Here is a 23968-nt window from a genome sequence, read left to right on the forward strand (position 1 = left end):
TGTGCTTGTCGAACTGGGTCATATTTTTTTAGCTGCAGCATTTTCAGTAAGCTTATTAGGGGCATTTTTACCTGCTTTAGGTTTTTGGTGGAGAGAGCGTTTGTTAATGCAAACAGTTGTTCCTCTAACATATATCACTTTTACATTACTGCTTTTATCTTTTTTAGTGATAATTTATGCTTATGTCGTATCTGATTTTTCTGTTTTGAACGTTGTTGAGAATTCTCATTCAGAAAAACCGATGCTCTATAAAATTACAGGTGTTTGGGGCAACCACGAAGGCTCTATGTTGTTATGGGTTTTAAGTCTTGCTTTTTTTAGCGCATTGATGGCTTTTTTTAGCCAACATTTGCCAGAAGATTTTAAGACGCTTGTTTTAATTTGCCAAAGTTGGATTACAACTGCTTTTCTTTTATTTATTCTTTTTGTATCCAATCCATTTTTACGCGTAAATCCACCAGCATTGCAGGGAAATGGTCTCAATCCTCTTTTACAAGATATCGCATTAGCAATTCATCCACCGCTACTTTATTTAGGTTATGTCGGTTTTTCACTTTGTTTTTCTTTTGCCGTTGCGGCATTGATTATGGGACAGGTTGATAGAATTTGGGCGCGTGGGATTCGTCCGTGGCTTTTACTTGCTTGGTGTTTTTTGACATTGGGTATTATGGTTGGCTCTTATTGGGCTTATTATGAGCTAGGATGGGGGGGGTATTGGTTTTGGGATCCTGTTGAAAATGTTTCGTTTATGCCGTGGCTTTCAGGAACGGCTCTTTTACATTCTGCTCTTGTTCTCGAAAAACGAGAAATATTGAAAAGTTGGACTCTGTTTTTAGCGCTGCTTACTTTTTCCCTTTCTCTGATGGGAACTTTTCTTGTGCGTTCTGGGCTTTTAGTTTCTGTTCATAGTTTTGCTGTTGATCCAGCACGCGGGCAAGCAATTCTTGCTCTTTTATTTTTTTTTACGGGAGCTGCTTTTCTTCTTTTTGCTTTGCGTACCCCTATTTTAAAAACAGAAAGATTTTTTCAACCAATTTCACGTGAAGGGTTTATTGTTTTAAATAACTTGTTACTGACAACAATAACAGCAACAGTATTGATTGGTACGCTTTATCCTTATTTTATTGAGATATTAACAGGGCAAAAAATTTCTGTAGGGGCTGCTTTTTTTAATCTTACCTGTGGACCGCTAATGGTTTTGCTGTTGTTGTTTGTTCCATTTGGGACAATGATGGCATGGAAACGCGGTGATTTTCTTGCAGTTTTTGAACGCTTGTGGTTTGTTTTTGTATTGGTTGGTATCGTCTGTTTTATAATATTCTATGCGACATCTGTGCGTGATATTTTTGCAGTTTTAGGGATTGGGCTTTCAGCGTTTGTTTTTTTAGGCAGTTTAGCGGATCTATGGGGAAAGAGTGGATATGGCAAGAGAGCTTTTTCAGTACGCGTTAAGAGATTTCTTGGATTGCCATGGTCTACTTTTGGTGCAGCAATAGCACATATGGGATTAGGCGTTACATTATTTGGTATTGTTTGCGTAGCAAGTTTTGGGCAAGAACGTATTTTAATCATGAACGAAGGGGATAGGGTGACGATAGCGGATAAAACGCTTCATTTTGATGCAGTGTATGATGGTGTTGGTTCGAATTATTCGACAATGGAGTTTTATTTTAAAATATATGAAAATAAAAACATTGTAGGTCATGTAACAGCCTCAAAGCGATTTTATTCAAGCCAAAATACATCAATAACAGAAGTTGGTCTTAAAAATCATGGCTTATCACAGCTATATATTGTACCGGGACATATTGATAATCGGGGTCTCGTTGTGCACGTATGGTGGAAGCCTTATGTAATATGTATTTGGTTAGGGGCATTCATGATGGCTATGGGGGGATGTCTTTCTCTTTTGGGGTATTGGTTTCGCATTGGCATGTACAATAGGGTAGTGCTTGCTTTAAATTTTTGGAAAAGACATTGAGATGAAAAAAATTCTTTGGATTGTATTTTTTTTAATTGCAACGTTTCCTTTTCGATTAGCAATAGCAGTAGAGCCGGATGAGATTTTAAAGAATAAGATTCTTGAAGCGCGAGCACGCCATATTTCATCGCATTTACGTTGTCCTGTTTGTCAAAATCAATCAATTGATGATTCAGATTCTGCTTTAGCACGTGATTTACGGCTTTTAATTCGGGAAAGGCTAAAAATGGGCTATAGTAATCAGCAAGTCACTGACTTTCTTGTTGAGCGATATGGTGAATTTATTCTCTTGAAACCACCATTGAATAAGATAACTTGGTTTTTATGGTTCTCGCCTTTGATCATTATTATCATTGGCGTAAGTATCATATTTTTCCACTTCAAACGAAATAATCATGAGTTATGTGAATGAAAAAGAACAGTCAAAAATGTCATTGCATTAAAAAAAATGTTACATAAAAGAAAAAAATCAGATCATCTGCAATGAGCAGACAATCTTATTGTAATTATATTAGGGAATACTGAAACCTTACAAAACTTTAATAATTTAGACAGAAAACGGTAAGGTCTGGTATTTTATAAGTGATCGGAATTGAAATAAAGGTATGATTGAATAGGAGCATAGAATAAATGGTTAAAAAGGCTTTCTTTAAAACATTTGTCGCAGTGAGTTTTTCTGCGATATTGGAAAGTGCACTGTTTTTTAGTGGATGTACATCAAGCTTGTGGATGACAAAGGCTCATGCAAGTTCTGTATTTACTTCGTTAATGCAACAACAGGGATTTGCCGATATTGTTGCTCAAGTGAAACCAGCCGTTGTAGCAGTACAAGTAAAGAGCAATAAAAAGAAAGAAGATAGGTTCTTTAGCAACTTTTTTAGTGGTCCAGGACTTGATCAATTACCAGATCAGCATCCTTTAAAAAGATTTTTTAAAGAGTTTTATGATTTTGATAAACCTAAAAATAAATTTCCGCACCAATCGCAGAGACTCCGTCCTGTTGCTTTTGGATCGGGTTTTTTTATTTCGTCTGATGGTTACATTGTGACCAATGATCATGTGATTTCTGACGGAACAAGTTATACTGTTGTTCTTGATGATGGTACAGAATTGAACGCAAAGCTCATTGGGAAAGACCCCAAAACCGACCTTGCCGTATTAAAAGTGAATGATAAAAGAAAATTTTCTTATGTTGATTTTGGTGATGATTCAAAGCTTCGTGTTGGGGATTGGGTTGTTGCCATTGGGAATCCATTTGGTCTTGGTGGAACTGTGACAGCAGGTATTGTTTCTGCACGTGGACGTGATATTGGCACTGGTGTGTACGATGATTTTATTCAGATTGATGCTGCTGTTAATAGAGGAAACTCTGGTGGTCCAACGTTTGATCTTAATGGAAAGGTTGTTGGGGTTAATACAGCAATTTTTTCTCCTTCTGGAGGAAATGTTGGGATTGCTTTTGCTATTCCAGCAGCGACTGTAAAACAGGTTGTACAACAACTTATTGAAAAAGGTTCAGTTCAACGTGGTTGGTTAGGTGTTCAGATTCAGCCGGTAACAAAGGAGATTTCCGATTCAATAGGATTGAAAGAAGCCAAAGGTGCTTTGGTTACTGATCCGTTAAAAGGACCGGCAGAAAAGGCTGGTATTAAAGCGGGTGATGTAATTATTTCAGTGAATAATGAAAAAGTTGCTGATGCGCGTGAGCTGGCGAAACGTATTGCAAATATTAAACCAGGAGAAATGGTAACCATAGGGATTTGGAGATCAGGTAAGGAGGAGAGTATAAAGGTTAAACTCGCTTCAATGTCTGAAGATGAAAGTAAGAAAGAGACTTCAAAATATTCAAATGGACAGAGTGATTTAGATGAAACATTGGAAGATTATGGTTTGATTGTTATGCCTTCTGATGATGGTGTAGGGGTTGTCGTAACGGATGTCGATACCGATTCAGATGCTGCAGATAAAGGGATACGCCCTGGTGATATCATTGTGACAGTAAATAATAAACCAGTTAAACGAGTCTCTGATATTATTAACACAATCAAAAATGCTCAGCAGTTAGGACGAAAGGCTATACTCTTACAAGTGCGAACAAATGATCAAAATCGTTTTGTTGCTCTTCCAATTTTCAAAAAATAAGGCTTTAGTTGTAGGACAAATGTTTATTAAACATTTGTCCTACAACATAATAAAATAATGGAGATACGTTTTATGAAGATACTCGTTATTGAAGATGATCATGAGACGGGGCATTATCTCGAAAAAGCATTTTTGGAAGTAGGGCATTCTGTTGATGTTGCTTATGATGGGGATACTGGATATGCTTTAGCAACCACGGAAAATTATGACGTTATGGTTGTTGACCGAATGCTTTTGCATCGTGATGGTCTTTCTATTATTGCTGAATTGCGCGCTAAAGGCAATGAAACACCGGTTCTTATTCTGTCTGCTTTAGGGCAAGTTAATGATCGTGTAACGGGGCTGCGTGCAGGGGGAGATGATTATTTGACAAAGCCTTATGCTTTTTCTGAACTTCTTGCGCGTGTTGAAGTTTTACAACGGCGGAAAAATCCTAAAGAAGCAGAAACTGTTTACTGTGTAGGTAATCTTGAGCTTGATCGGTTAGCACATACGGTAAAACGAGGTGATAGAAACATTCTATTGCAACCACGAGAGTTTCGTTTACTTGAATATTTGATGCGTTATGCGGGGCAGGTTGTTACACGCACTATGCTTTTGGAAAACGTTTGGAATTACCATTTTGATCCACAAACGAATGTCATTGATGTCCATATCTCTCGTTTGAGAGCCAAAATTGAAAAAGATTTTGATGTTCCCCTTCTCCATACAGTGCGTGGAGCTGGATATATGCTGAAAGTACCAGATAACAAAGCATGAATCGTTTGATTAATATAATGCGCACGACGGCGCTAAGGCTTTCAGCACTTTACATTTTATTGTTTGGATTGGTGGCAACAGGACTTTCTATTTATATGACGGCATTTTCTGCTTCATTGTTAACAGAGCAAACTGAACAGGCTTTACATGAAGAATTAAAGTATATTGAAAATGCTTATAATTATGGGGGATTATCCTTATTAATGCGCACTATTGATTATCGTTCAAGACAACCAGGAGCATTTCTTTATCTTGTTACAGATTCTATGGGGCGTATTTTAGCAGGAAATGTAGCACGTATTGAATTAGGTCTTTTGAATCAGAGTGGTTTTATTTCTACCTCTTTTTTGTATTCCCGTTTTGGAGAACATGGCAAAACAAGTGAACATCGCGCTTTGGCGGTTATTGTTGATTTACCTAATGCTATGAAGATTCTTATAGGACGTGATTTGGATGAGCCAGAACGTTTTGCTGTTGTTATTCGCAAAGCTGTGATCATTGCACTTGCTGCAATGGTTGGAGGCGCTTTACTCATATGGTTTTTTGTTGGCAGGAGAGCTTTACAAAGGATTGATCATGTAACGGCTGCATCACAGCGCTTGATGGATGGTGATTTCAGTGGGCGTTTACCTGTTTCTGGAGTAGGGGATGAGTTTGATCGATTGTCAACCAATCTTAATGTTATGTTAGACCGCATTGAAGAGTTAAATATTGGTTTACGTCAAGTATCAGATAATATTGCTCATGATCTGAAAACGCCGTTAACGCGTCTTAGAAATCGCGCTGAAGAAGCGCTTTCAGGAAATAAGACAAAGCTTGAATATCGTCAGGTCCTTGATAGGGTTATTGCAGAATCAGATCAACTTATTTGTACGTTCAATGCGATTTTAATGATTTCACGTATTGAGGCCAGCAGTGCAATTGAACATCTTGAAATGATTAATATGAAACTGATCCTTGAGGATGCTGTTGAGCTTTACGAACCTTTTGCTGAAGAGTCAGGTGTTTTACTTCAGTTGGGAGATATATTTGATAAAGAGCTAAAATTGAATCGTGAGCTTGTTGCGCAATCAATTTTTAATCTTATAGATAATGCAATTAAATATGCGCCTAAAGGTGGAAGGCAAGCGAAGGTTTGCTTATCAATGGAATATCGTGATGAACATTTATTAGTTGTTGTGAGCGATAATGGACCAGGAATAGCAGAGGATAAACGTGAAAAAGTGACAGAACGATTTGTTCGTCTTGAAGAAAGCCGCACACAACCTGGGTTTGGGATTGGTTTAAGTATAGCAAAAGCGGTTATGAAGCTTCACGGGGGTGAATTGTTACTTGAAAATGCAAATCCAGGGCTTAGGGCTATTTTGTTATTTCCTTAAAGATATTTTTCTTCACTTTTCATACGTAACAACTATTTTAAAAGTATAAAGCAATAGAAAGGAAAGCAAAATGCTTTTCAAGGGAGCAGAGACGAAACAAGCTTTTTTAAAAACACAGCTTCTCCCTTTATGTCCTCTCGATAAAAGTGGTTCCCAATGGTTAAAAGACATGGAAGAACAAGCAAGGAAAGAAGGTTTAGAATCGCTTGTTTCCATCATTTCAGAGAGTGGAACGCAGATTGATTTTATCAGTTCGGTTATGACCTTATCTCCTTTTTTGCGTGAGGTTTTAATTGCCAACCCATCATATCTTAGTGCTTTATTAAATGTTGATATAGAAACAAAGCTGAGCGAAATTATAGATGATATTACAGCTATTGATGAGGATGAAGCTATAAATGAAACTTCATTGATGGCTGCTTTAAGGCGCAAAAAACGAGAAGCGCATGTTCTTATTGCTTTAGCTGATTTGGGTGGTGTTTTTACTTACGAAGTTTCATGTGCTTGGTTGACACGTTTGGGCGAAGCAGCATTAAGTGTAGCACTACGTTTTCTATTAAGAGAAGCGCATGATCATGGTAAGATCAATTTATTAAGCCGTGAGAATCCAGAAAAAGACTGTGGTTTAATTATTTTAGGGATGGGAAAGTTAGGAGCAGGGGAACTTAATTATTCTTCTGATATTGATCTTATTGTTTTCATTGATGAAACATCACCTCATATTGGTAATCTTTCTGAAAGTGTTGACGTATTTTCTAAAATGGTACGCCGATTAATCCGTATCATTCAAGAACGCACTGCGGAAGGATATGTTTTTCGTCTTGATTTTCGTCTTCGTCCAGATCCAGGTTCAACCCCTTTGGCCTTACCAGTAAGGACTGCATTGCGTTATTACGAAGGGCGTGGGCAAAATTGGGAACGAGCAGCCATGATTAAAGCACGTCCAGTTGCTGGTGATAAGAGGGCAGGTTTTAACTTTCTCAAAGAGCTTTTTCCCTATGTGTGGCGGAAATATTTAGATTATGCTGCTATTGCTGATATTCATTCGATCAAACGTCAAATTCATGCGCATAAAAATTACGGTCAAATTGCAGCTTATGGGCATAATATAAAGTTAGGTCGTGGTGGTATTCGTGAGATTGAGTTTTTTGTTCAGACACAGCAGCTCATTGCTGGTGGACGTTTTCCTCAATTACGTGGACGTCAGACAGTTGCAATGTTAGCAGAACTTCACACGCTTGGTTGGATCAGTGAGAAAACGAGAAATAGCCTTATAAAAAGTTATGCTTTTCTTCGAAATGTGGAACATCGTATTCAAATGCTTTTCGATGAACAAACACATCTTCTTCCAAATGATACTGCTCAATTCACGAGTGTTGCCTATTTAATGGGTTATCAAGACAGGAGCAGTTTTATCCGTGATTTATTAAAAACACTTCAGATTGTTGAAAAACATTATGCTGCACTGTTTGAGAATGAGCAAGAACTTGGTTTAGAAATTGGTAATTTAGTTTTTACCGGTGAAGAAGATGATCCGGAGACATTAATAACGTTAAGCCGTTTAGGCTTCGAAAGAGCAAGTGATATTTGTCGTATTATGCGCACGCTCCATTTTGGTCGTTATAAAGCAACGCAATCAGCCGAAGCACGCGAGAGATTAACGGAATTAACACCAGCTCTTTTGAAAGCTTTTGGTGGGACAAAACGAGCTGATGAGGCGATGTTACGTTTTGATGGTTTTTTACAGGGCTTACCTTCAGGAATTCAGCTTTTTAGTCTTTTGCAGTCTAATCCTTCTCTTTTGGATATGCTTGTCCTTATTATGGGGGCTGCTCCACGTCTTGCAGAAATTATTGCACGCAGGTCCCATGTTTTTGATGGAATGTTAGATCCGAATATTCTTTCAGAATTACCGACCAAAACGTACTTAGAAAAACGGCTTGAATATTTTCTTGAAAATGTTCTTTCTTATGAGGAAATTCTTGATCATTTAAGGATTTTTGCAGATGAACAACGTTTTTTGATTGGTATTCGAATTTTAAACGGTACAATTACAGGAGAAAGAGCGGGTTTTGCTTTTACTGCGCTTGCTGATCTTATGATTACAAAAACATTTGCTACCGTTCAAGAGGAATTTTCTCGTCTTCATGGTCGTATTAAAGGAGGGCGTGTTGGCATATTGGGTATGGGGAAGCTTGGAAGTCGCGAATTAACAGCAGATTCCGATGTTGACCTCGTTTTGCTTTATGAACACGATGATGATGCAGAAATATCTGATGGAGAAAAGCCTCTTTATATCTCTCAATATTATACGCGTTTAGCACAGCGCCTCGTTTCTGCTTTATCCACTCTTACAAGCCAAGGTATTCTTTATGTCGTTGATTTAAGGTTACGGCCATTAGGCAATAAAGGACCTATTGCTGTTTCTTTTCCATTTTTTAAAAAGTATTATCGCCAAGAAGCATGGATATGGGAATATCTTGCTTTAACAAGGGCTCGAGGCATTGCAGGAGACCCTGATTTTTTACAAAAGCTAGAAAATGAAGTGTGTGCAATTATTGCTATTTCTCGTGATAAGAAGGAAGTTGCAAAAGAAGTATGTGAAATGCGTGCCTTGATTGCAAAAGAAAAGCCGCCAAAAAATCAATGGGATTTAAAAACGATGTCTGGTGGCATTATGGATTTGGAGTTTATTGCTCAATTTTCTCTTATTACGCATGTCATTGAGTTTCAAATTGGAGCGACGACAGCGGATATTTTAGATCACTTACCAAACAGTTTTCTTAATCAGTCATGTATTGCTGATTTACATTATGCCTATCGTCTTTATACAAATTTGAGTCAAATTATACGGCTTTGCTTAAATGATTCTCTTGATCCCAATGACATGCCACCTGGATTAAGTGACCTTTTGTTGAATAGTGTTGGGGAACCTGATTTGCTTCGTGTTGAAAAATTAATTGCAGAAACTGGGCAATTGGTCTGTTCAGTTTTTACAAAAATCATGAAATATTAAAATAATTCTATAAGAATAAATAAAAATTATTAATTCCATTTTTATATATTAATTTTTGTCTTTCATTTCATAGACGCTTGAGAGGGTTAGAGTGAAGTTCTCTACTGTTTTTTCAAGTGTGATGAAAAAATTCTCCATTCTAGGTATCATTCTTTATACAAAAAGCGGTGAGTGATTAATTTAGTGAATCATATTTTTTATGAGCGTTATCTCATTTTTTCAAAAAATTGACATTATAATTATTTATATAATTCCAAGTAATAATGATCAATATGAAGCTATAAAAGCTACTATAGATTAATAGCTTCTGGAAATTATAAATAATATTTAAGCTTTATTTAAAACTAATTTTAATTTTTTAACTGTGTCATTTTTGCTATAGATTTTTTCAAAAAATTGTGAAACGATTTACCATTATTTATGTATCACATTAGCTTTTAGGGGAGCAATTATGATTACAAAGTATTTAGCCTCAACATCTATATTTTCTTTAATTTCAATTTCTGTAGTACAGGCGTCGGATATCGTTATTCCTGAACAACCTGTTCCTGTTATTCCAGCACCTGCTTTGTCTTGGACAGGATTTTATCTTGGAGGACAGATTGGTAACTTTTCAGGTAAAACAACTGCAAGTTATTTAAAACATGAGACAGGGATATGGAATCCAATTGGAAAGGAGAATTTACCTAAACTTTCTGGTTTTATCGGGGGAGTTTATGCAGGTTCCAATATTGATATCGATAATAGTTTTATTATAGGTATTGATACAGATATTATGTGGTTTGGTAAAAAGGATTCTAAAGATGTCAATCTACCGAAAAAAAGTCCAACTGAAGAAACACCAAAACTTGTAGAAAAAACAAGTCTAACAAGAGATTTGCATGAGGAGGATTCGACAACACCTATTAAAGCTGTACGTCATACTTTAAAACAAAAATGGGCTGGTGCTACACGGGTGAGAGTTGGTTTTGCGATTGAGCGTATGATGCCTTATATTTCTGGAGGGATTGCTTATACGCAGCTTCAGAATATTTTTGCGGCAGTAGCTGATAGCAAAAATGGAGAAGTTGATTTTTCTGATTGGTTGCATGATGAAAAAAAGACCATGATTGGTTATACCCTTGGAGGTGGTATTGATTTTGCAATGACTGATAATATTATTGTACGTGCAGAATATCGTTATTCAGATTTTGGCAAAAAGAAGTTCATACAGGATAAATTTGAAATGGGCTACAAGACAAATGATTTTCGTGTGGGTGTAGCTTATAAATTTTAATTTTTTGCAGAATTAAACACTTCAAAAGTCTCATTTTCGAATGAGGCTTTTATTTTTCAGATATGTTCTAGTAAATATCCTTTACTCAAAAGAGCTACTATTTTATTCGAACAATACTTTGATTTGTAAACATAAATTACTTTTTGTCATGTTGAGTGAGAGACCCAAGTGTCATAAGATTTTCTCATTTTAATTGAACCGATCAAAACCATGTCTTTTGCACGTCAAAAAGAGGGGGCGTCGTGAGATAAAAACATTAAAGAAAGAATAAAAATGCTTCTTATGAACCATTTTAAGTGCTAAAGGCTGTCGCTACATTAGGGGGTGGCAAAGTGTGAGATTTTGATACTAGCTTGCTTTTCCATAAACGTGAAGATGGTGTTGCTAAATGGACTTAACATTACATCATTCATAGGTACCGTCGGGAAATGGGTTTGGGTGCTTTAAAAGATGCTTTTTTAAACCAACATGTGAATTGGCAAGCTAATGGCATTTTATTTTATTTGAAAGATTTTTCATACAATCAACTTTTCTGTTTTGCGGTATCGTAAAATATTTTATTTAATAACAAAAAGCTCGCAAAAAAACTCTAAAGAACGTAAAATTACATCCGCAATATAATTCAATAATAAAATAATTATAAAGAGTATTATAAAGTGATTTATAGGAAAAAATAGAGAGAAAATTAGGAATTTATTGAGACATAAAAAACATTATTACCTATGTCTGTTATCGAAATATAATCTATTATTTTCCTAATTTTTTAATGTACGATAATAAATTTCGAGTGAAATAGTAATGGATCATTTCAAATCTATTTACGATAAATCAATCAACATCATTTGTTTATGAATCACAAGTAGGTTGGGTTATTTAAATTATATACTTTAGTTATTATTTGGCTTTTTTAGCCATTGATTTTCAGGTATAGAAGCTGAATGAGCTTCTCTATTATTCTATAAAATATCATCATTGTAATAATATAAGGATTTTAGGCATTAGATGCTTTTGGAGGAGTGGATGATGAAATTCAAAGCAGGGTTTATGTGTAGAGCTTTGTGAAGTAAATCACATGCGCAATTAGCAGCTGGAACCCGTGAGACAAGAATCCGAATTATTTATAAATCAGATGTGGTAGAATTTTCGTCCTTTAGAGCGGGAAGGAAGAAAACCGATAAGTTTGTAAAAAGCTAGTCACATAAGTGGGGCAGCAGATGGAACTGTCTGAGAAAAATTGATCTATTGACAGAGAAGGTGAAACTTTATCTTTTAAGGAGAAAAAGGGAAATAAGAATTATGATTTCCAAAGGGATGTGAAATAAAAATGTTTTTATTTTTTGTTGTTTGGGCAACTATGAAGGTGTTTAAAGATTAATTGTTTCAGTACATGCAATCTCGTTTTTGGGGTTGATAATGCTATAACGTTGTAATTGGCAATGCCATTGATTTTGTAAGCGTTCAATGGAAAATAAATTAAAGCCTGCGGGCGGTTTTTTATCACCAAAAGCTTGTGATGCGGAAGGAACACCAACAATAGGAATTTTTTTAATTGGTCCTTCAATGTAATTCAATGTGGGTAAATGAGTATGTCCGTGAAGAATAAGCTCACAACCGTGGTATTTGATAATGTCTAGAAAACGTTTTATATCCCGTAGTTTTTTATGCCAAGACGTTGCCTTTGGAAAGGGGGGGTGGTGAATCATGACGACACGAAAAAGGTTGCGCTGTGCTGCTTCCTTTAAAAAGAGCGGTAAAGTTTGCGCTTGCATTTTACCAAAATAGCCAGAAGCTTGAAAAGGCAATGTCGCAATGGCTGAAGAAGCTGCTATGATGGCAACATCTTTGCGAATGCGCATATAAGGAAAGGCACTTTTTTGAGGGATGTCACCTGTAATCCAAGGTTTAAAGAGAGTGCATGCTTTTTGTAAAGCGCCCCGGACATAGGCATCGTGATTTCCAAATGTCAAAGAAATATCTTGAGGTTTTCCTAGGTTAAGTAGCCAACGATGAGCTTGTACAAATTCTTTATCAAGAGCAAGATTTACAAGATCACCAGAGATCACAAGGTGATCAGGTTTTGTTTTGTTCAAGGCATCTATTAAAGTTTCTAGGACATCTGTTGCCATCTGACTCTTACGTTTTTTTTGCCAGTTCAGATAACCGGTAAGACGTTTCCCAGAAAGTTCAAAAAGGGAAGGTTGCGGGAGAGGGGAAAGATGTACATCCGATATATGGGCAAGATAAAACATAAAAGCTCGTAAAGTATTAAAAACGATTTAAAGAATAAACATAAGATAAGTTAGTGCTTAAAGGCAAGAAAGATTGTAAAATGAAAATTAGCTTGCAAAAAAGAATGTCTCAAGCGGAATGTTCCAAATAGAATATCCCTAATAAAATATCATTGTGTTGTAGATTCACATATTTGTAAAAAAAACATTTCTCAATGCGTTTGAGCTAATTTCACGATGGTACTCGATATTATAATGGAAAGCTTCTGTGAACTATATAGGGCTTACTGTACACTACCATCTCTACACTTATACAAGGTGCAAATAAAAAACATCATACTATTTTCCCCCAATTTTATGAAAATCCTTGCTTTGCTTTAAGAGGATTCATAAGAGGTATTTCACTCTTTTCTTCAATGGTTTCTATCCATACAGCATCCCTTCTAATAATACGCAAGAGAATGTTTTTTATTGTTTTAATATGAGGATATTGGAAATAAGGAGAATTCCACTGTATTTTGAGTTATAAATCAATACGTTATCTAATTACAAAAGACAAGTAAATACGTAAAAAGATAAGCTGAATTTTAAAACTATTATACGAAATCTCAGACTTTTTAACGGCCTTCATAATACCACATGCTGCTCAACAGTAAAAGGCAAGCAAGCAGTGCAAAAAAACCAGAAAATATCGAAAAATAAAAGGTATTGATTAAACGGGTTTCTGTTGCTTCTTTCAGAACAATTGAATGTGTTGGGGAAGAGGACGGACTTATTTTTGATTGAATCAGCTTAAATGGAGGAAGATGAATGTTGTCTTTTCCTTCAGGGTGTAAACGTCCGATGTAGCCACCAGTGTGCTTAATAATGGGGGCTAGTTTTTCTTGTGTTGAAATCAAGTCAAACAACTCAAGATTATCGAGCATCCCTACAGAAGAAAGTATTGTTAAACCGCCATTTTTAATGTTAAAAATTCCTGTCTCATCAGTGGTCACAGTTGCAGTAAAAAGGCCTTCTTTCTCTTTGGTCAGAGTAATATTTTCTTTTTTTCCAGAGGGAAAGATTATTTCAGCGGGTTCTGGATGGTCTTTTAGAGTTTGGCGGCGAATTGTTAAATGATGATGGCTGCTAGTCGCACTTAATTTTTCTTCCTCAAGTTCTGGTTCTTTCATGAGCCAATGGGCAATACGACGATAAAGAGCAGCATAAGGACCACCGCCTTCGAAACCTCGTGCCCAAAGCCAACTTTCATCAGAAAGCAACATGCCCACACGTCCTTTATCAACATGGGAGAGAAGTAAAAGTGGTTGTTCATCCGCTCCTTTCATGAGGGCGATTCCGTTATTTATGTTTTGAATAGCAATTTGTCGCAACCATTGCCCCCATTGAGAAGCGGGAAGGTTAAGTGTTGCAAGACCCCTTGTGACAGGATGGCGCTCACCTTCTTTGGTTAATGTGGGGCGAAAAGGTTTTTCAATAATAGTTCCATTGGGCAATGCCGGTAGAATGCTTATTAAAGGTGTTTTCGCAAGTGAGTTTTTTTGGGTAAATTCAGGTCCTGTTACCATCAACAATGCACCCCCCTTTTGTACATATTGGGCGATATAATCATAATAGATTAAGGGGAGAACAGTAGAGTGCTGGTAGCCATCAAGGATGATGAGATCAAAGTTATTAATTTCTTCAACAAAGAGTTTTCTTGTGGGAAAGACCACTAAGGATAATTGGCTTGAGGGCGTATTATCTGCTTTGGTGGGGGGACGCAAAATAGTAAAGTGAACAAGATCAATATTGGAGTCACCTTTCAAAAGGTCTCGCCATGTCCGTTCTCCATTATAAGGAGCACCTGAAATAAGAAGAACGCGTAAATTTTCTCTGATTCCTTCAATAATTGTTATGGCGCGGTTGTTTTCCAAGCTTAGTTCACCTTTGTGTGGATCAGTTATAACTTGGATAATATTTTTTTCAGCATGAGGAAGGGTAATTTCAGTTTGAAAAATCACGCCAGGAGTTACAGAATAATGGCCAATGTCTTGTCCATTGACGCTTAGTGTAATATTTGCTTTCTCTGATATTGTTTTTTTGGCGGGGCCTTTATCTTCTACCAAAATGGAGAGCGTTTGTGGTTTGTTGACAAGGGCAAAGCGTGGAGGAGAAATAAACTTGATTTGGCGATCAAATTCATCTGAGTATCCTGTAATCAGGGCATTGAGAGGTGCTTCATGATGAAGGTCTGATAGGTCAGGGATGTCATGCACTTGTCCATCGGTGATAAAAATGGTTCCTGCATAACGAGAGAACGGTACATCAGATAGTGCTTGTGTTAAAGCTTCAAACAAATTCGTTGAGGGTGCATATCGATTATCAGCAAGTTTCCCAGCTTCAATAAAGCGTGGTTCAAATTGTGGATAATGCGCCAGTGTTTCGACTAATTGCCTGCGCGCTTCATCACTATCATTTGTACGTGTTCCAAATGATTGGCTTTTGCTGCGGTCAATGACAATGCCTACTGTGCTTTTCAGTGGTTCGCGCTGTTCTTTTATGATCATTGGATTGAGCAAAGCAAGGATAAGGGCGCTTAATGCCATCAGACGAAATAAAGAACCTTGCCGTAGCGTAACAAGACCAACAACGACAAAAAGAATCGATATTCCGCTTAAGAGCAGAATCCAAAAGAGTGGTAAAAAAGGCTGAAAAGTGAAAAATGATATCATTGCCTTCTTTCTCTTTTAAAGCGTTCCAAGAGTGCTGGAACATGCACTTGATCCGCTTTATAGTTTCCTGTAAGCACATAAAGGACAATATTTAAACCTGCACGAAATGCCCATAGACGTTGCATTGGATCATTGGGAACAAGGGGATATTTCCATGCCCCTTTTTCATCGAGTGCCCAAGCCCCAGCAAAGTTATTTGCGGTGATGAGAAGGGAGCTTACGTTATCGCCGTTGGCAAGAGAGTTTTTATTTTTTTTGTTTGTTGATGAGGATTCAACCCATAAAGGTGAACCACGGTAGAGACCAGGAAAATCTGGCATAATATAAAAAGAACGTGCAACAACATGATCTGTTGATGCTGGCTCAATGGATGGAATATTTAACTTTTTTAAGATATCTCGTAATCTTTGCGTTTCTGGAGTAGCGTCTCCTTCAAGATTAAGATTGCTCTTTATCTGATCGCGCGTGTCAAATAAAATTGTTCCCCCATGTTTCATAAAGTTATTTATTTTTTCAAGGCTTTTGGGGGTTGGTATAGGACTCTTAACATCAATTGGCCAGTAAATAAGAGGATAAAAAGAGAGTTCATCTTTATCGAGATCAAGTGCTGTAACAGAGCCAAGGGTAAGCATTGTGCGCTCTGCGATAAATTGACTTAACGCTTCTAGACCACTTTTACTCGTTGTATCAATTTCATGATTATTGGTTATAACATAGGCAAGATGTGTTGCGCCAGCAGCTTGTACACTATCATGATGATTTTCTTTCGTTTGTGCATGAAGAGTTGGATCATATGAAAACAAGGCAATAAGACTTATAAAGGGGACGAGAAACATATTACGCCGTTTCATGAAAGAAAAAATATCTCCCATCCATAAAATGAGAAAATTGTCAAAGGCGAATAATAAGATGGCTAATCCTAAAAGTGGACCGATAAGATTTTTTTCTTTTGTATCGTAAGATAAAGGGCTTTTATTAAGAGAAGTTGGCAATGATGATTGTTTCATCAAGTGCGACGAATGAGTTAAGAGATTGAGTGCATAAAAATTGTTTTTGGCACCATAAAGTCCTGGGGGAGTATGGTAGGAAGGATGGGGTGGATTTTGAGAGTCAAAGATCAAAGGAACAACATCAGAGGGTGGTACTTGTAATTGTCCGTCAATGGCTATAGTTCGCCAAGGGTTTTGTATCACTGTTCTTTTTTCTCTGTGTGTTAGGTTTGTGTTTTCGTTAGAACCTAATGTGATTAATTTTTGCAGCATTTGTGCAAAAAAGCCAGAAAGAGGAAGGTTAGACCATGTTGGGTCAGGAGCAACATGAATGAGAATGAGGGTTCCTTTACCACGTTTTGCTGCGGTAACAAGAGGAGTTCCATCCGAAAGGCTAAGCCACGTTTTTTCAAAAAGATCTGGGGTTGGTTCTGCGAGGATTTGGCGCGAGACAGTAACATCTCCTGGAAAGGGAAGACCAAAGAAAAAGCTATTTTTTGCAAAAGGGGCAAGCTTTTGTGGTTTTGTCCAAGACATAATACTTCCAAGGGAACGTTGACCTGGGCGCAGTGGTATCGGAAGAAGGTTATCGTAATGTTCTGCGCTACTGAGTTTTTCTCCTGCAAAGCGGATGAGTGTTCCCCCTTTATTCACAAAATCAGAAAGTTTTTTTTCTGCTTTTGGGGGTATGTTAACAATGTCACCCATAATCAAAACAGATGGATTTTGTTTAAGCAAATGATCAATATCCGTTGAAAGTTCTCTTCCACCGGCTGTTATAAGCTGTGTATGACCTTGTAAGGCTTTGATAATGTAATAAAATGGAGCAAGTAAAGGCTGTGCCATTTCATTGGTATCGGGTGAGAGAAGAGCAACACGGCTTATCCTGTTATGGCTATCTACCAAGAAGGTTGCAGCAGCATGGTTTTGATTGTTTATTTTTATCCAAGCGATATCATTGCGTAGTTCAAGTGGTACATTAAAAGGAACAAGTGCTGTTGTTTCTCCTTCAGAGAACTTGTTCGTAAATTGACCGAGAAGTTGATTATTTGAATCGTAAAGGCTGAGTATAGCGGGAGTATTACTGTGTGTTGTTGAGCGGATAATACGCGCGCCCATGTTTCCATTATTATTTTCTATGGATGTTATGCCGGTTAAATCGGAAATATCAGTCAAATACCACAAGAAGTTTCTAGGTTTTAATTCTTCAAGAAGAGCAAAAGCTTGCTCATCTTCATTTGTTTGTAATCCATCACTTAAATAAGCAATATCAAGAGGTTTTCCTTTGGTTCTTTCGCTGAGTTTTTTGAAGGCATGCACACGGTTGACAGGCCAAGGACGCGGTTGCAAATGCATTAAATGCTGTTTTATAATCTTGGCTGGTTGGGGCTCTATATTGGAGATATTATTTTCAGCCGTTGCAACAAGATAAATATTTTTTTGCTGTTTTTCTGCCTGTGCAAGGAGCATTTCAGCGATAGAGATGCGCTGTTTCCATTCTTTTACAGAAACCCAACCATTATCAATAATGAGTGCAAGGGGTTGAGATCCGGAAAAGCTTATTGGTTTTTGATTCCAAGTGGGGCGTGCTAGAGCTATGATAACAAGTGCCGCTATGGTTAAACGCAACAAGAGCAACCACCAAGGTGTATGTTTTGCTGTTTCTTGTTGATGAGTTGGTTTGGGTAAGAAGCGAAAAGGGGGAAAAAGCTCTTTACGCGGAGATGGAGGAGTTATCCGCAACAGCCACCAAATGACCGGTAGGAACAAAAGCCCTAGTAACAGAAAGGGAGCAGCAAAACTCAAAGTGCCCTCCTTTTTTGCAATGGAGAGTCGCTCATTGTATTTGCAAGATGAAAAATGGTCTCTGTTAAAGGTTGATCTGTTGTACTAACGTGATAAGACCATCCTTGGCGTGCGCAAAAATTTACCAATTCTTGTCGCCTTGCGTGATATAGTTTACAATAGCTCTTACGAAGATCTTCTGCTTTAGTGGAAACATGTTTCTCTTTCGTTTCGGGATCCAAAAATTCTGTGTGACCTGTGTAGGGAAAGCTTTCTTCTGCGGGATCAGAAATTTCAATTAAATGCGCTGTCACTTGTTTTGTAGTTAAAACGGTTAAATGTTGGATGATTTTTTCAGGATAGTCGAGAAAATCACTCATTATAATGACATGTGAAAAGCGTGTAATCGTTGAAAAATCCGGAAATAAATTTTCATCTGAATGATTTTCTAAAGCAAAGGCTATTCGTTCTACGACATTGGATGTCATTGTGGGGGACATTAAGTTAGGAATAGCAATATGTTCGCCACTGCGTGCAAGAAGGGATGCCAAGGTAAGGGTAAGAATAATGGCATGATTACCTTTAGAGATTTTAGAAAAGCGCGAACAGTAATGCATTGATGCGCTCTGATCAGGACAAAGCCAAACGGTTTGTGTCATTTGCCATTCATGTTCACGGAGATATGTATTTTCATCACGCGCTGAGCGACGCCAGTCAATGCGGCTAATGGATTCTCCTTCCATATAGGGACGAAATTGCCAAAAGTTTTCCCCATTACCGCTTTTACGTTGTCTATGCCATCCGGTTATCAATGTATTAGCGATATGACGCGCTTGTAAAAGGAAATATGGCATTTTGCCAGTATCCTTATGCAGTTCATTTGCCAGCGACAATGGAGGCTTTTGTAAAACTTTTTTGCCAAGAGCCATTCAAAGAGCATCTTTCACAAGGTTATTAATAATATCTTTTACGGTTATATCTTCAGCACGGGCAGAAAAATTAAGAGCCATGCGGTGTTGTAATACAGGATAGGCCAATGCTTCAACATCATCAAGTGAAGGGGCTAAGCGTCCATAATAAAGAGCACGGGCGCGAACACAAAGTGAAAGGGCTTGTGATGCCCGTGGACCAGGTCCCCAAGAAACATAAGTATTAGCAAGGCTATTGTCTTTATGAGGGCGAGATGAGCGGACAATTTTTAAAATAGCTTCGATCACACTTTCTGAAAGAGGCATTTTGCGAACGATATTTTGAATTTTTTGCAATTTTTTGCCGGATAAAATTGGTTTTGCATTTGATTTTTTTTCTTTTGTTGTTTCTAAAATAATCCGTCGCTCTGTTGTGAGGTCAGGATAGTCAATATCGATTTGCATCAAAAAGCGATCCAGTTGTGCTTCAGGAAGTGGATAGGTCCCTTCTTGTTCGAGAGGATTTTGCGTTGCAAGAACATGAAAAGGTTGTGGCAAATCATAACGGTTACCTGCAACAGTAACATGATATTCTTGCATAGCTTGTAAAAGGGCTGACTGTGTCCGTGGGGAAGCACGATTGATTTCATCGGCCATGAGAAGTTGCGTAAAAATAGGACCTTGAATGTATCGAAAAGAACGTTTACCGTCTTTATCGGAATCCATAATTTCAGAACCAATAATATCCGATGGCATTAAGTCAGGAGTGAATTGGATGCGTTTTTCATCAAGCCCTAAGACTGTTCCCAATGTTTCAACAAGACGTGTTTTTGCAAGTCCTGGAGCACCGACAAGAAGGGCGTGACCACCAGCAAAAATAGCGATTAAAGCATATTCGATTACCTGATTTTGCCCAAAAATAACTTTGTCAATTTCTTTTTGTAAAATATCCAATTCTTTGTGTGCCGTATCAATATCATCAATAATGACTTGAGCTTCATGATTGATATTGACCTTTTTTATAGAATTGGATGATGGATCATGTTGACTCATATTTCTTCCTTAAGGCGTTTGTCGCAAAAATGGTAATTTTCTCTGCATGATAATGGATATCTTATTGTTTGTAACAGAAAATGAGAAGAAATGAAGTATCATATGCCGTTTTTTTTCATATTCGTATAGAAGAGAAAAGTTTCTTTGGAAGAATAGACGTGCTTTATAAGGGATGTCTTAAAAAATTTGTTTTATGAAGAGAGTTTTTTAAAGCAATGAAGACAACTTTTTTGAAAGGTTAAAGGGTGAATATAAGACAGAACTTCAAACAGGTTGCGTGGTTACAACAAAGTGATATCCAAACACTTCTTCGTGTTTTGTCTGTGGAGGGGGAAGAGGCGCGTATTGTAGGGGGAGCAGTGCGCAATCAACTGCTAGGGCAGCCTATTAGTGATATTGATATTGCAACAACCTGTTTGCCGCAACAGGTTATTGCACGTGTAGAAGAAGCAGGATTTAAAGCTATTCCTACAGGGATTGCTTTTGGTACAATAACAGTAGTTGCTCATTCATGTTCTTATGAGGTTACAACGCTTCGCTGCGATATTGAAACAGATGGTCGTCATGCAAAAGTGGCATTTGGTCGTGATTGGAAAAAAGATGCTGAACGGCGAGATTTTACGATAAATGCGCTTTATTGTGATGCTGCTGGCAACCTTTATGATGATGTGGGAGGTTTGAGTGATATTGCTAGCCGAACAGTTCGTTTTATTGGGGTTGCAGAAGATCGTATTGGCGAAGATTATTTGCGTATTTTACGGTTTTTTCGCTTTTTTGCGTGGTATGGAGCAGGGCGACCTGATGTGCAAGGATTGAAGGCATGTGTTCGTTTAAAACACGGTTTAAAAAAACTTTCTTCTGAACGTATTTGGGCAGAAATGAAAAAGCTTCTTGCGGCGTTTGATCCAACGCGTGCTCTTTTATGGATGCGACAAAGCAGAATTTTGGCACTCATTTTTCCTGAAACAGAACGATGGGGTATTGATGCAATTCACGCATTGGTGAAGACAGAACAGGATCTTGGTTGGAAAGTTGATCCATTGTTACGGCTAGAAAGCCTTCTTCCTCCTGATCCCATGCGTCTTCATGAAATGGCACAGCGCTTGCGTTTTTCTCTTAAGGAAACAACGCGATTAAAAGAATGGGCAGAGTTAGAAATAATAAACCAAAACTGTTCTGATCATTTTGTGCAAAAACTGATTTATTTTCATGGACGACAGCCAGTTTTAGATCAATTATCGTTGTCTGTCGCTGCATCACATCTTGATCATCTGGAAAAAAGTGATGCTTTGCAAAAAGCAGAGGGTTATGTCAAGCTTTATCAATTTGCCCAAAAATGGCAAATTCCAACTTTTCCTATTAATGGTAACGATTTAATAAAGAAAGGTTTTACAAAAGGTGTACTTTTAGGAAAAAAGCTTAAAGAGCTAGAAATGATATGGATTGAAAGCGGATTTTTAATGGATCGTCATGCACTATTAGAAAAAATTGATTTATAATATTTCTGTTTATAAACTCACTGTTGTTTATATTTTTTAAGTCAACATATTAATTTATAATAATCATTATTTATGTGAAATAAGAGTTCACAATATTGTAAGGTTATTTCAAACCTGTTCATATTACATCAATCAAAGTTATTGCCTTACACGTCACAAGTGAGGAAAAATGATTACAGAGAGGAAAAATGTCTCTTATGAATCATCTCAAAGATAAGGATTCTCGAAAATGAGAACGAATAAAGAGAATAGTGGTAGCGGTTTGCACCTTGTATGACCATAAAGAGGGGGATGTTCACTGGATTTTTACTATGAGGAGTATTTAATCATTCATAGGTGGTGATATGAGGTGATATGAAATGGATGTGATGGGCACTAAGAAATGTTTATTTTACCAGCACTTAATTGTTGGAAAATGATAGGCATTATACGCTCTAACTGTTCTTTATATGTTGTATTATTGTTTTTCGTGATAATTTATGTTTTTATAGATTACAGTTTCTTTCATGATAACCAATTTGGCGTAATGCTTCTCCTGTTGTTATGGCTACGCTCATGGCGAGATTTAGAGAGCGTGCCTGTGGTTGCATGGGAATTTTTAATGTGTAATCGGCCGCTTCATGAACATAATCGGGAACGCCAGCTGTTTCACGACCAAAAAGTAAAACATCATTTCTTTGATAGCATATCTGCGTATAGCATGTTTTTGCTTTTGTACTTAAAAGCAACAGGCGGCGGTTAAAGTGTTTCATGGAGCTTATAAAATGTTGCCAATCAATGTGTCGTTCTAAGGAAGCATATTCGAGATAATCCAATCCTGCGCGTTTGAGATTACGATCCGACAGATTAAAGCCTGCAGGTTCAATAATGTGCACATGTAAACCAAAGCAAGCGCTAAGACGTAAAATCGTTCCAGTATTACCAGCAATATCAGGTTGGAAAAGAGCTATATGAAGTGTCATGTTCTCTGTAATATGATTTTTCTTTCGACTTTGTAAAGAAGCACCACAATTTATTCGAAAAATATGCTTTGAGAAATACATGTTTTTTACGGTTCATTTTTATTCCCTTTAAATTTCAGGGAAAAGTTATGTATACAGGTCTGTTTGGGATCAGAGAGAAGCTCCCTATTCGGGACTTCCTTTTATTGAGCAATCCATGAAATGACTTGGCTCATTATGTTGAAAAGTGGGATATTTAATGAGATTAGATCATCAATTTTAATTAAAATCAACAAAATATGCTTTTTATGCAAAAACAGAAGCGAAAAAAATACTCATGCAACCAGTTGGAATTGAGGGAGGGAGAGATGCTGTAAATGTGTTAAAGAAATAACCGATAAGCTCAACTTGTTTACTGAGATATGGTCATAACAAGACTATGTTTCTTTCTTTAGAAGTGTTTATTTACATGCTATCTCTGATTTTCACGGGCGGGGGAGTAATTTTGATTGATTAATATGAATAGGTTTGAAATGAAAAAACCTTACGGTGTTTAGGGATTTCATTTACTCTGTAAAACGATGAATTATCATTATAAAACAGTTTTTTGTATAAACCATACAAATGGCAGGAGTGTTTTACGGGGATGTTTTTATGGTTGAGGTAACGGAGTGATCAAGCATTGTACAATGGGAGAGGGTATGGTAAAAGAATGTTTTAGCAAAGTGTCTCTTTAAGTTAAGGCCATGGGTGAGCAAACGAGGCGGGATTTTCTGTTTTTGGTAACAGCTGTTGCAGGAGCAGTTGGAATGGGAGCGGTTGTGTGGCCTTTTATCCGTCAGTTGCGTCCAGATGAAGCTGTTTTGGCATCTTCCTCTGTTGAGGTTGATCTTTCTGGTATTGAAGAGGGGATGTCAGTAACGGTAAAGTGGCGAGGACAGCCTGTTGTTATTCGAAATCGTACGGCAAAAGAAATTGCTGATGCGCGCGCTACTGAATTGAGACTTCTAAAAGATCGTCAAGCGCGCAATCCTAATCTTGAAGGTGAAAAAGAAGCGACGGATTTTGCACGTTCAGCAGGTAAAGGACGTGAAAATTGGCTTATCGTCATTAATCTTTGTACGCATTTAGGCTGTATAACACTTGGGCAATCTGGGAAATTTGGAGGGTGGTTGTGTCCATGTCATGGGTCTGTTTATGATACAGCTGGAAGAGTGCGGTCGGGTCCAGCTAACTATAATTTGGCTATTCCTCCTTACCAATTTCTTTCTGATACTTTGCTCAAAATAGGATAAGGT

At 37.4% G+C, this 23968-nt stretch carries 15 protein-coding genes; 9 read left to right on the plus strand and 6 right to left on the minus strand.

All coding sequences use genetic code 11. The features are described 5' to 3' along the window. Nucleotide 1: 1 nt before the first annotated feature. The 7 genes from ACFINK_RS00620 to ACFINK_RS00650 all read left to right on the plus strand — a co-directional run bounded on the left by ACFINK_RS00620 (nt 2) and on the right by ACFINK_RS00650 (nt 10553). Complete coding sequence (locus tag ACFINK_RS00620) at nt 2–1981, plus strand: heme lyase CcmF/NrfE family subunit (RefSeq protein ID WP_375638065.1); 1980 nt, start codon at nt 2–4, stop codon at nt 1979–1981. A gap of 1 nt (nt 1982) precedes the next feature. Continuing rightward, nucleotides 1983–2393, plus strand: a complete 411-nt coding sequence (locus ACFINK_RS00625; protein ID WP_375628209.1) for a cytochrome c-type biogenesis protein — start codon at nt 1983–1985, stop codon at nt 2391–2393. A gap of 218 nt (nt 2394–2611) precedes the next feature. Further along, on the plus strand, nt 2612–4123 hold the full coding sequence (locus tag ACFINK_RS00630) for a Do family serine endopeptidase (protein ID WP_375611163.1): 1512 nt from the start codon (nt 2612–2614) through the stop codon (nt 4121–4123). A gap of 72 nt (nt 4124–4195) precedes the next feature. Next, a complete protein-coding gene (locus ACFINK_RS00635; RefSeq protein ID WP_273791552.1) occupies nt 4196–4882 on the plus strand; it encodes a response regulator transcription factor in 687 nt (228 codons plus the stop codon). Beyond that, on the plus strand, nt 4879–6261 hold the full coding sequence (locus tag ACFINK_RS00640) for a sensor histidine kinase (RefSeq protein WP_375611164.1): 1383 nt from the start codon (nt 4879–4881) through the stop codon (nt 6259–6261). The genes ACFINK_RS00635 and ACFINK_RS00640 overlap by 4 nt, the downstream gene beginning before the upstream one ends. Nucleotides 6262–6331: 70 nt before the next feature. Beyond that, nucleotides 6332–9277, plus strand: coding sequence for a bifunctional [glutamine synthetase] adenylyltransferase/[glutamine synthetase]-adenylyl-L-tyrosine phosphorylase (locus ACFINK_RS00645; protein WP_375638066.1), 2946 nt, complete (start codon nt 6332–6334; stop codon nt 9275–9277). A 451-nt stretch (nt 9278–9728) separates the two neighbouring features. After that, complete coding sequence (locus ACFINK_RS00650) at nt 9729–10553, plus strand: outer membrane protein (protein ID WP_375612993.1); 825 nt, start codon at nt 9729–9731, stop codon at nt 10551–10553. A gap of 1364 nt (nt 10554–11917) precedes the next feature. Here ACFINK_RS00650 and ACFINK_RS00655 read toward each other — a convergent pair. From ACFINK_RS00655 to ACFINK_RS00675, 5 genes are all read right to left on the minus strand, one after another. Beyond that, nucleotides 11918–12802 (minus strand): metallophosphoesterase family protein, encoded by an 885-nt coding sequence (locus ACFINK_RS00655; RefSeq protein ID WP_375611167.1) that lies wholly within the window; start codon nt 12800–12802, stop codon nt 11918–11920. 596 nt (nt 12803–13398) lie between these two features. Beyond that, nucleotides 13399–15495, minus strand: coding sequence for a glutamine amidotransferase (locus tag ACFINK_RS00660; protein WP_375638067.1), 2097 nt, complete (start codon nt 15493–15495; stop codon nt 13399–13401). Next, complete coding sequence (locus ACFINK_RS00665) at nt 15492–18290, minus strand: DUF4159 domain-containing protein (protein ID WP_375638068.1); 2799 nt, start codon at nt 18288–18290, stop codon at nt 15492–15494. Before ACFINK_RS00665 ends, ACFINK_RS00660 begins: the two co-directional genes overlap by 4 nt. Then, complete coding sequence (locus ACFINK_RS00670) at nt 18287–19198, minus strand: DUF58 domain-containing protein (RefSeq protein ID WP_375638069.1); 912 nt, start codon at nt 19196–19198, stop codon at nt 18287–18289. The genes ACFINK_RS00665 and ACFINK_RS00670 overlap by 4 nt, the downstream gene beginning before the upstream one ends. Continuing rightward, nucleotides 19199–20230: an AAA family ATPase gene (locus ACFINK_RS00675; protein WP_375612988.1), complete on the minus strand. Its 1032-nt coding sequence runs from the start codon at nt 20228–20230 to the stop codon at nt 19199–19201. Between the two features lie 245 nt (nt 20231–20475). Here ACFINK_RS00675 and ACFINK_RS00680 point away from each other — a divergent pair, with 245 nt between their 5' ends. Next, nucleotides 20476–21729 (plus strand): CCA tRNA nucleotidyltransferase, encoded by a 1254-nt coding sequence (locus tag ACFINK_RS00680; protein ID WP_375612987.1) that lies wholly within the window; start codon nt 20476–20478, stop codon nt 21727–21729. A gap of 485 nt (nt 21730–22214) precedes the next feature. On the opposite strand, the gene ACFINK_RS00685 is transcribed toward ACFINK_RS00680, so the two are convergent. Further along, nucleotides 22215–22691, minus strand: coding sequence for a tRNA (cytidine(34)-2'-O)-methyltransferase (locus ACFINK_RS00685; RefSeq protein WP_375612986.1), 477 nt, complete (start codon nt 22689–22691; stop codon nt 22215–22217). A gap of 725 nt (nt 22692–23416) precedes the next feature. On the opposite strand from ACFINK_RS00685, the gene petA reads away from it, so the two are divergent. Then, nucleotides 23417–23965: a ubiquinol-cytochrome c reductase iron-sulfur subunit gene (gene petA, locus ACFINK_RS00690; protein ID WP_375611173.1), complete on the plus strand. Its 549-nt coding sequence runs from the start codon at nt 23417–23419 to the stop codon at nt 23963–23965. The last annotated feature ends 3 nt before the right edge of the window (nt 23966–23968 follow it).

Source organism: Bartonella sp. AA16NXGY (assembly GCF_042197325.1).
Taxonomy (GTDB): Bacteria; Pseudomonadota; Alphaproteobacteria; order Rhizobiales; family Rhizobiaceae; genus Bartonella.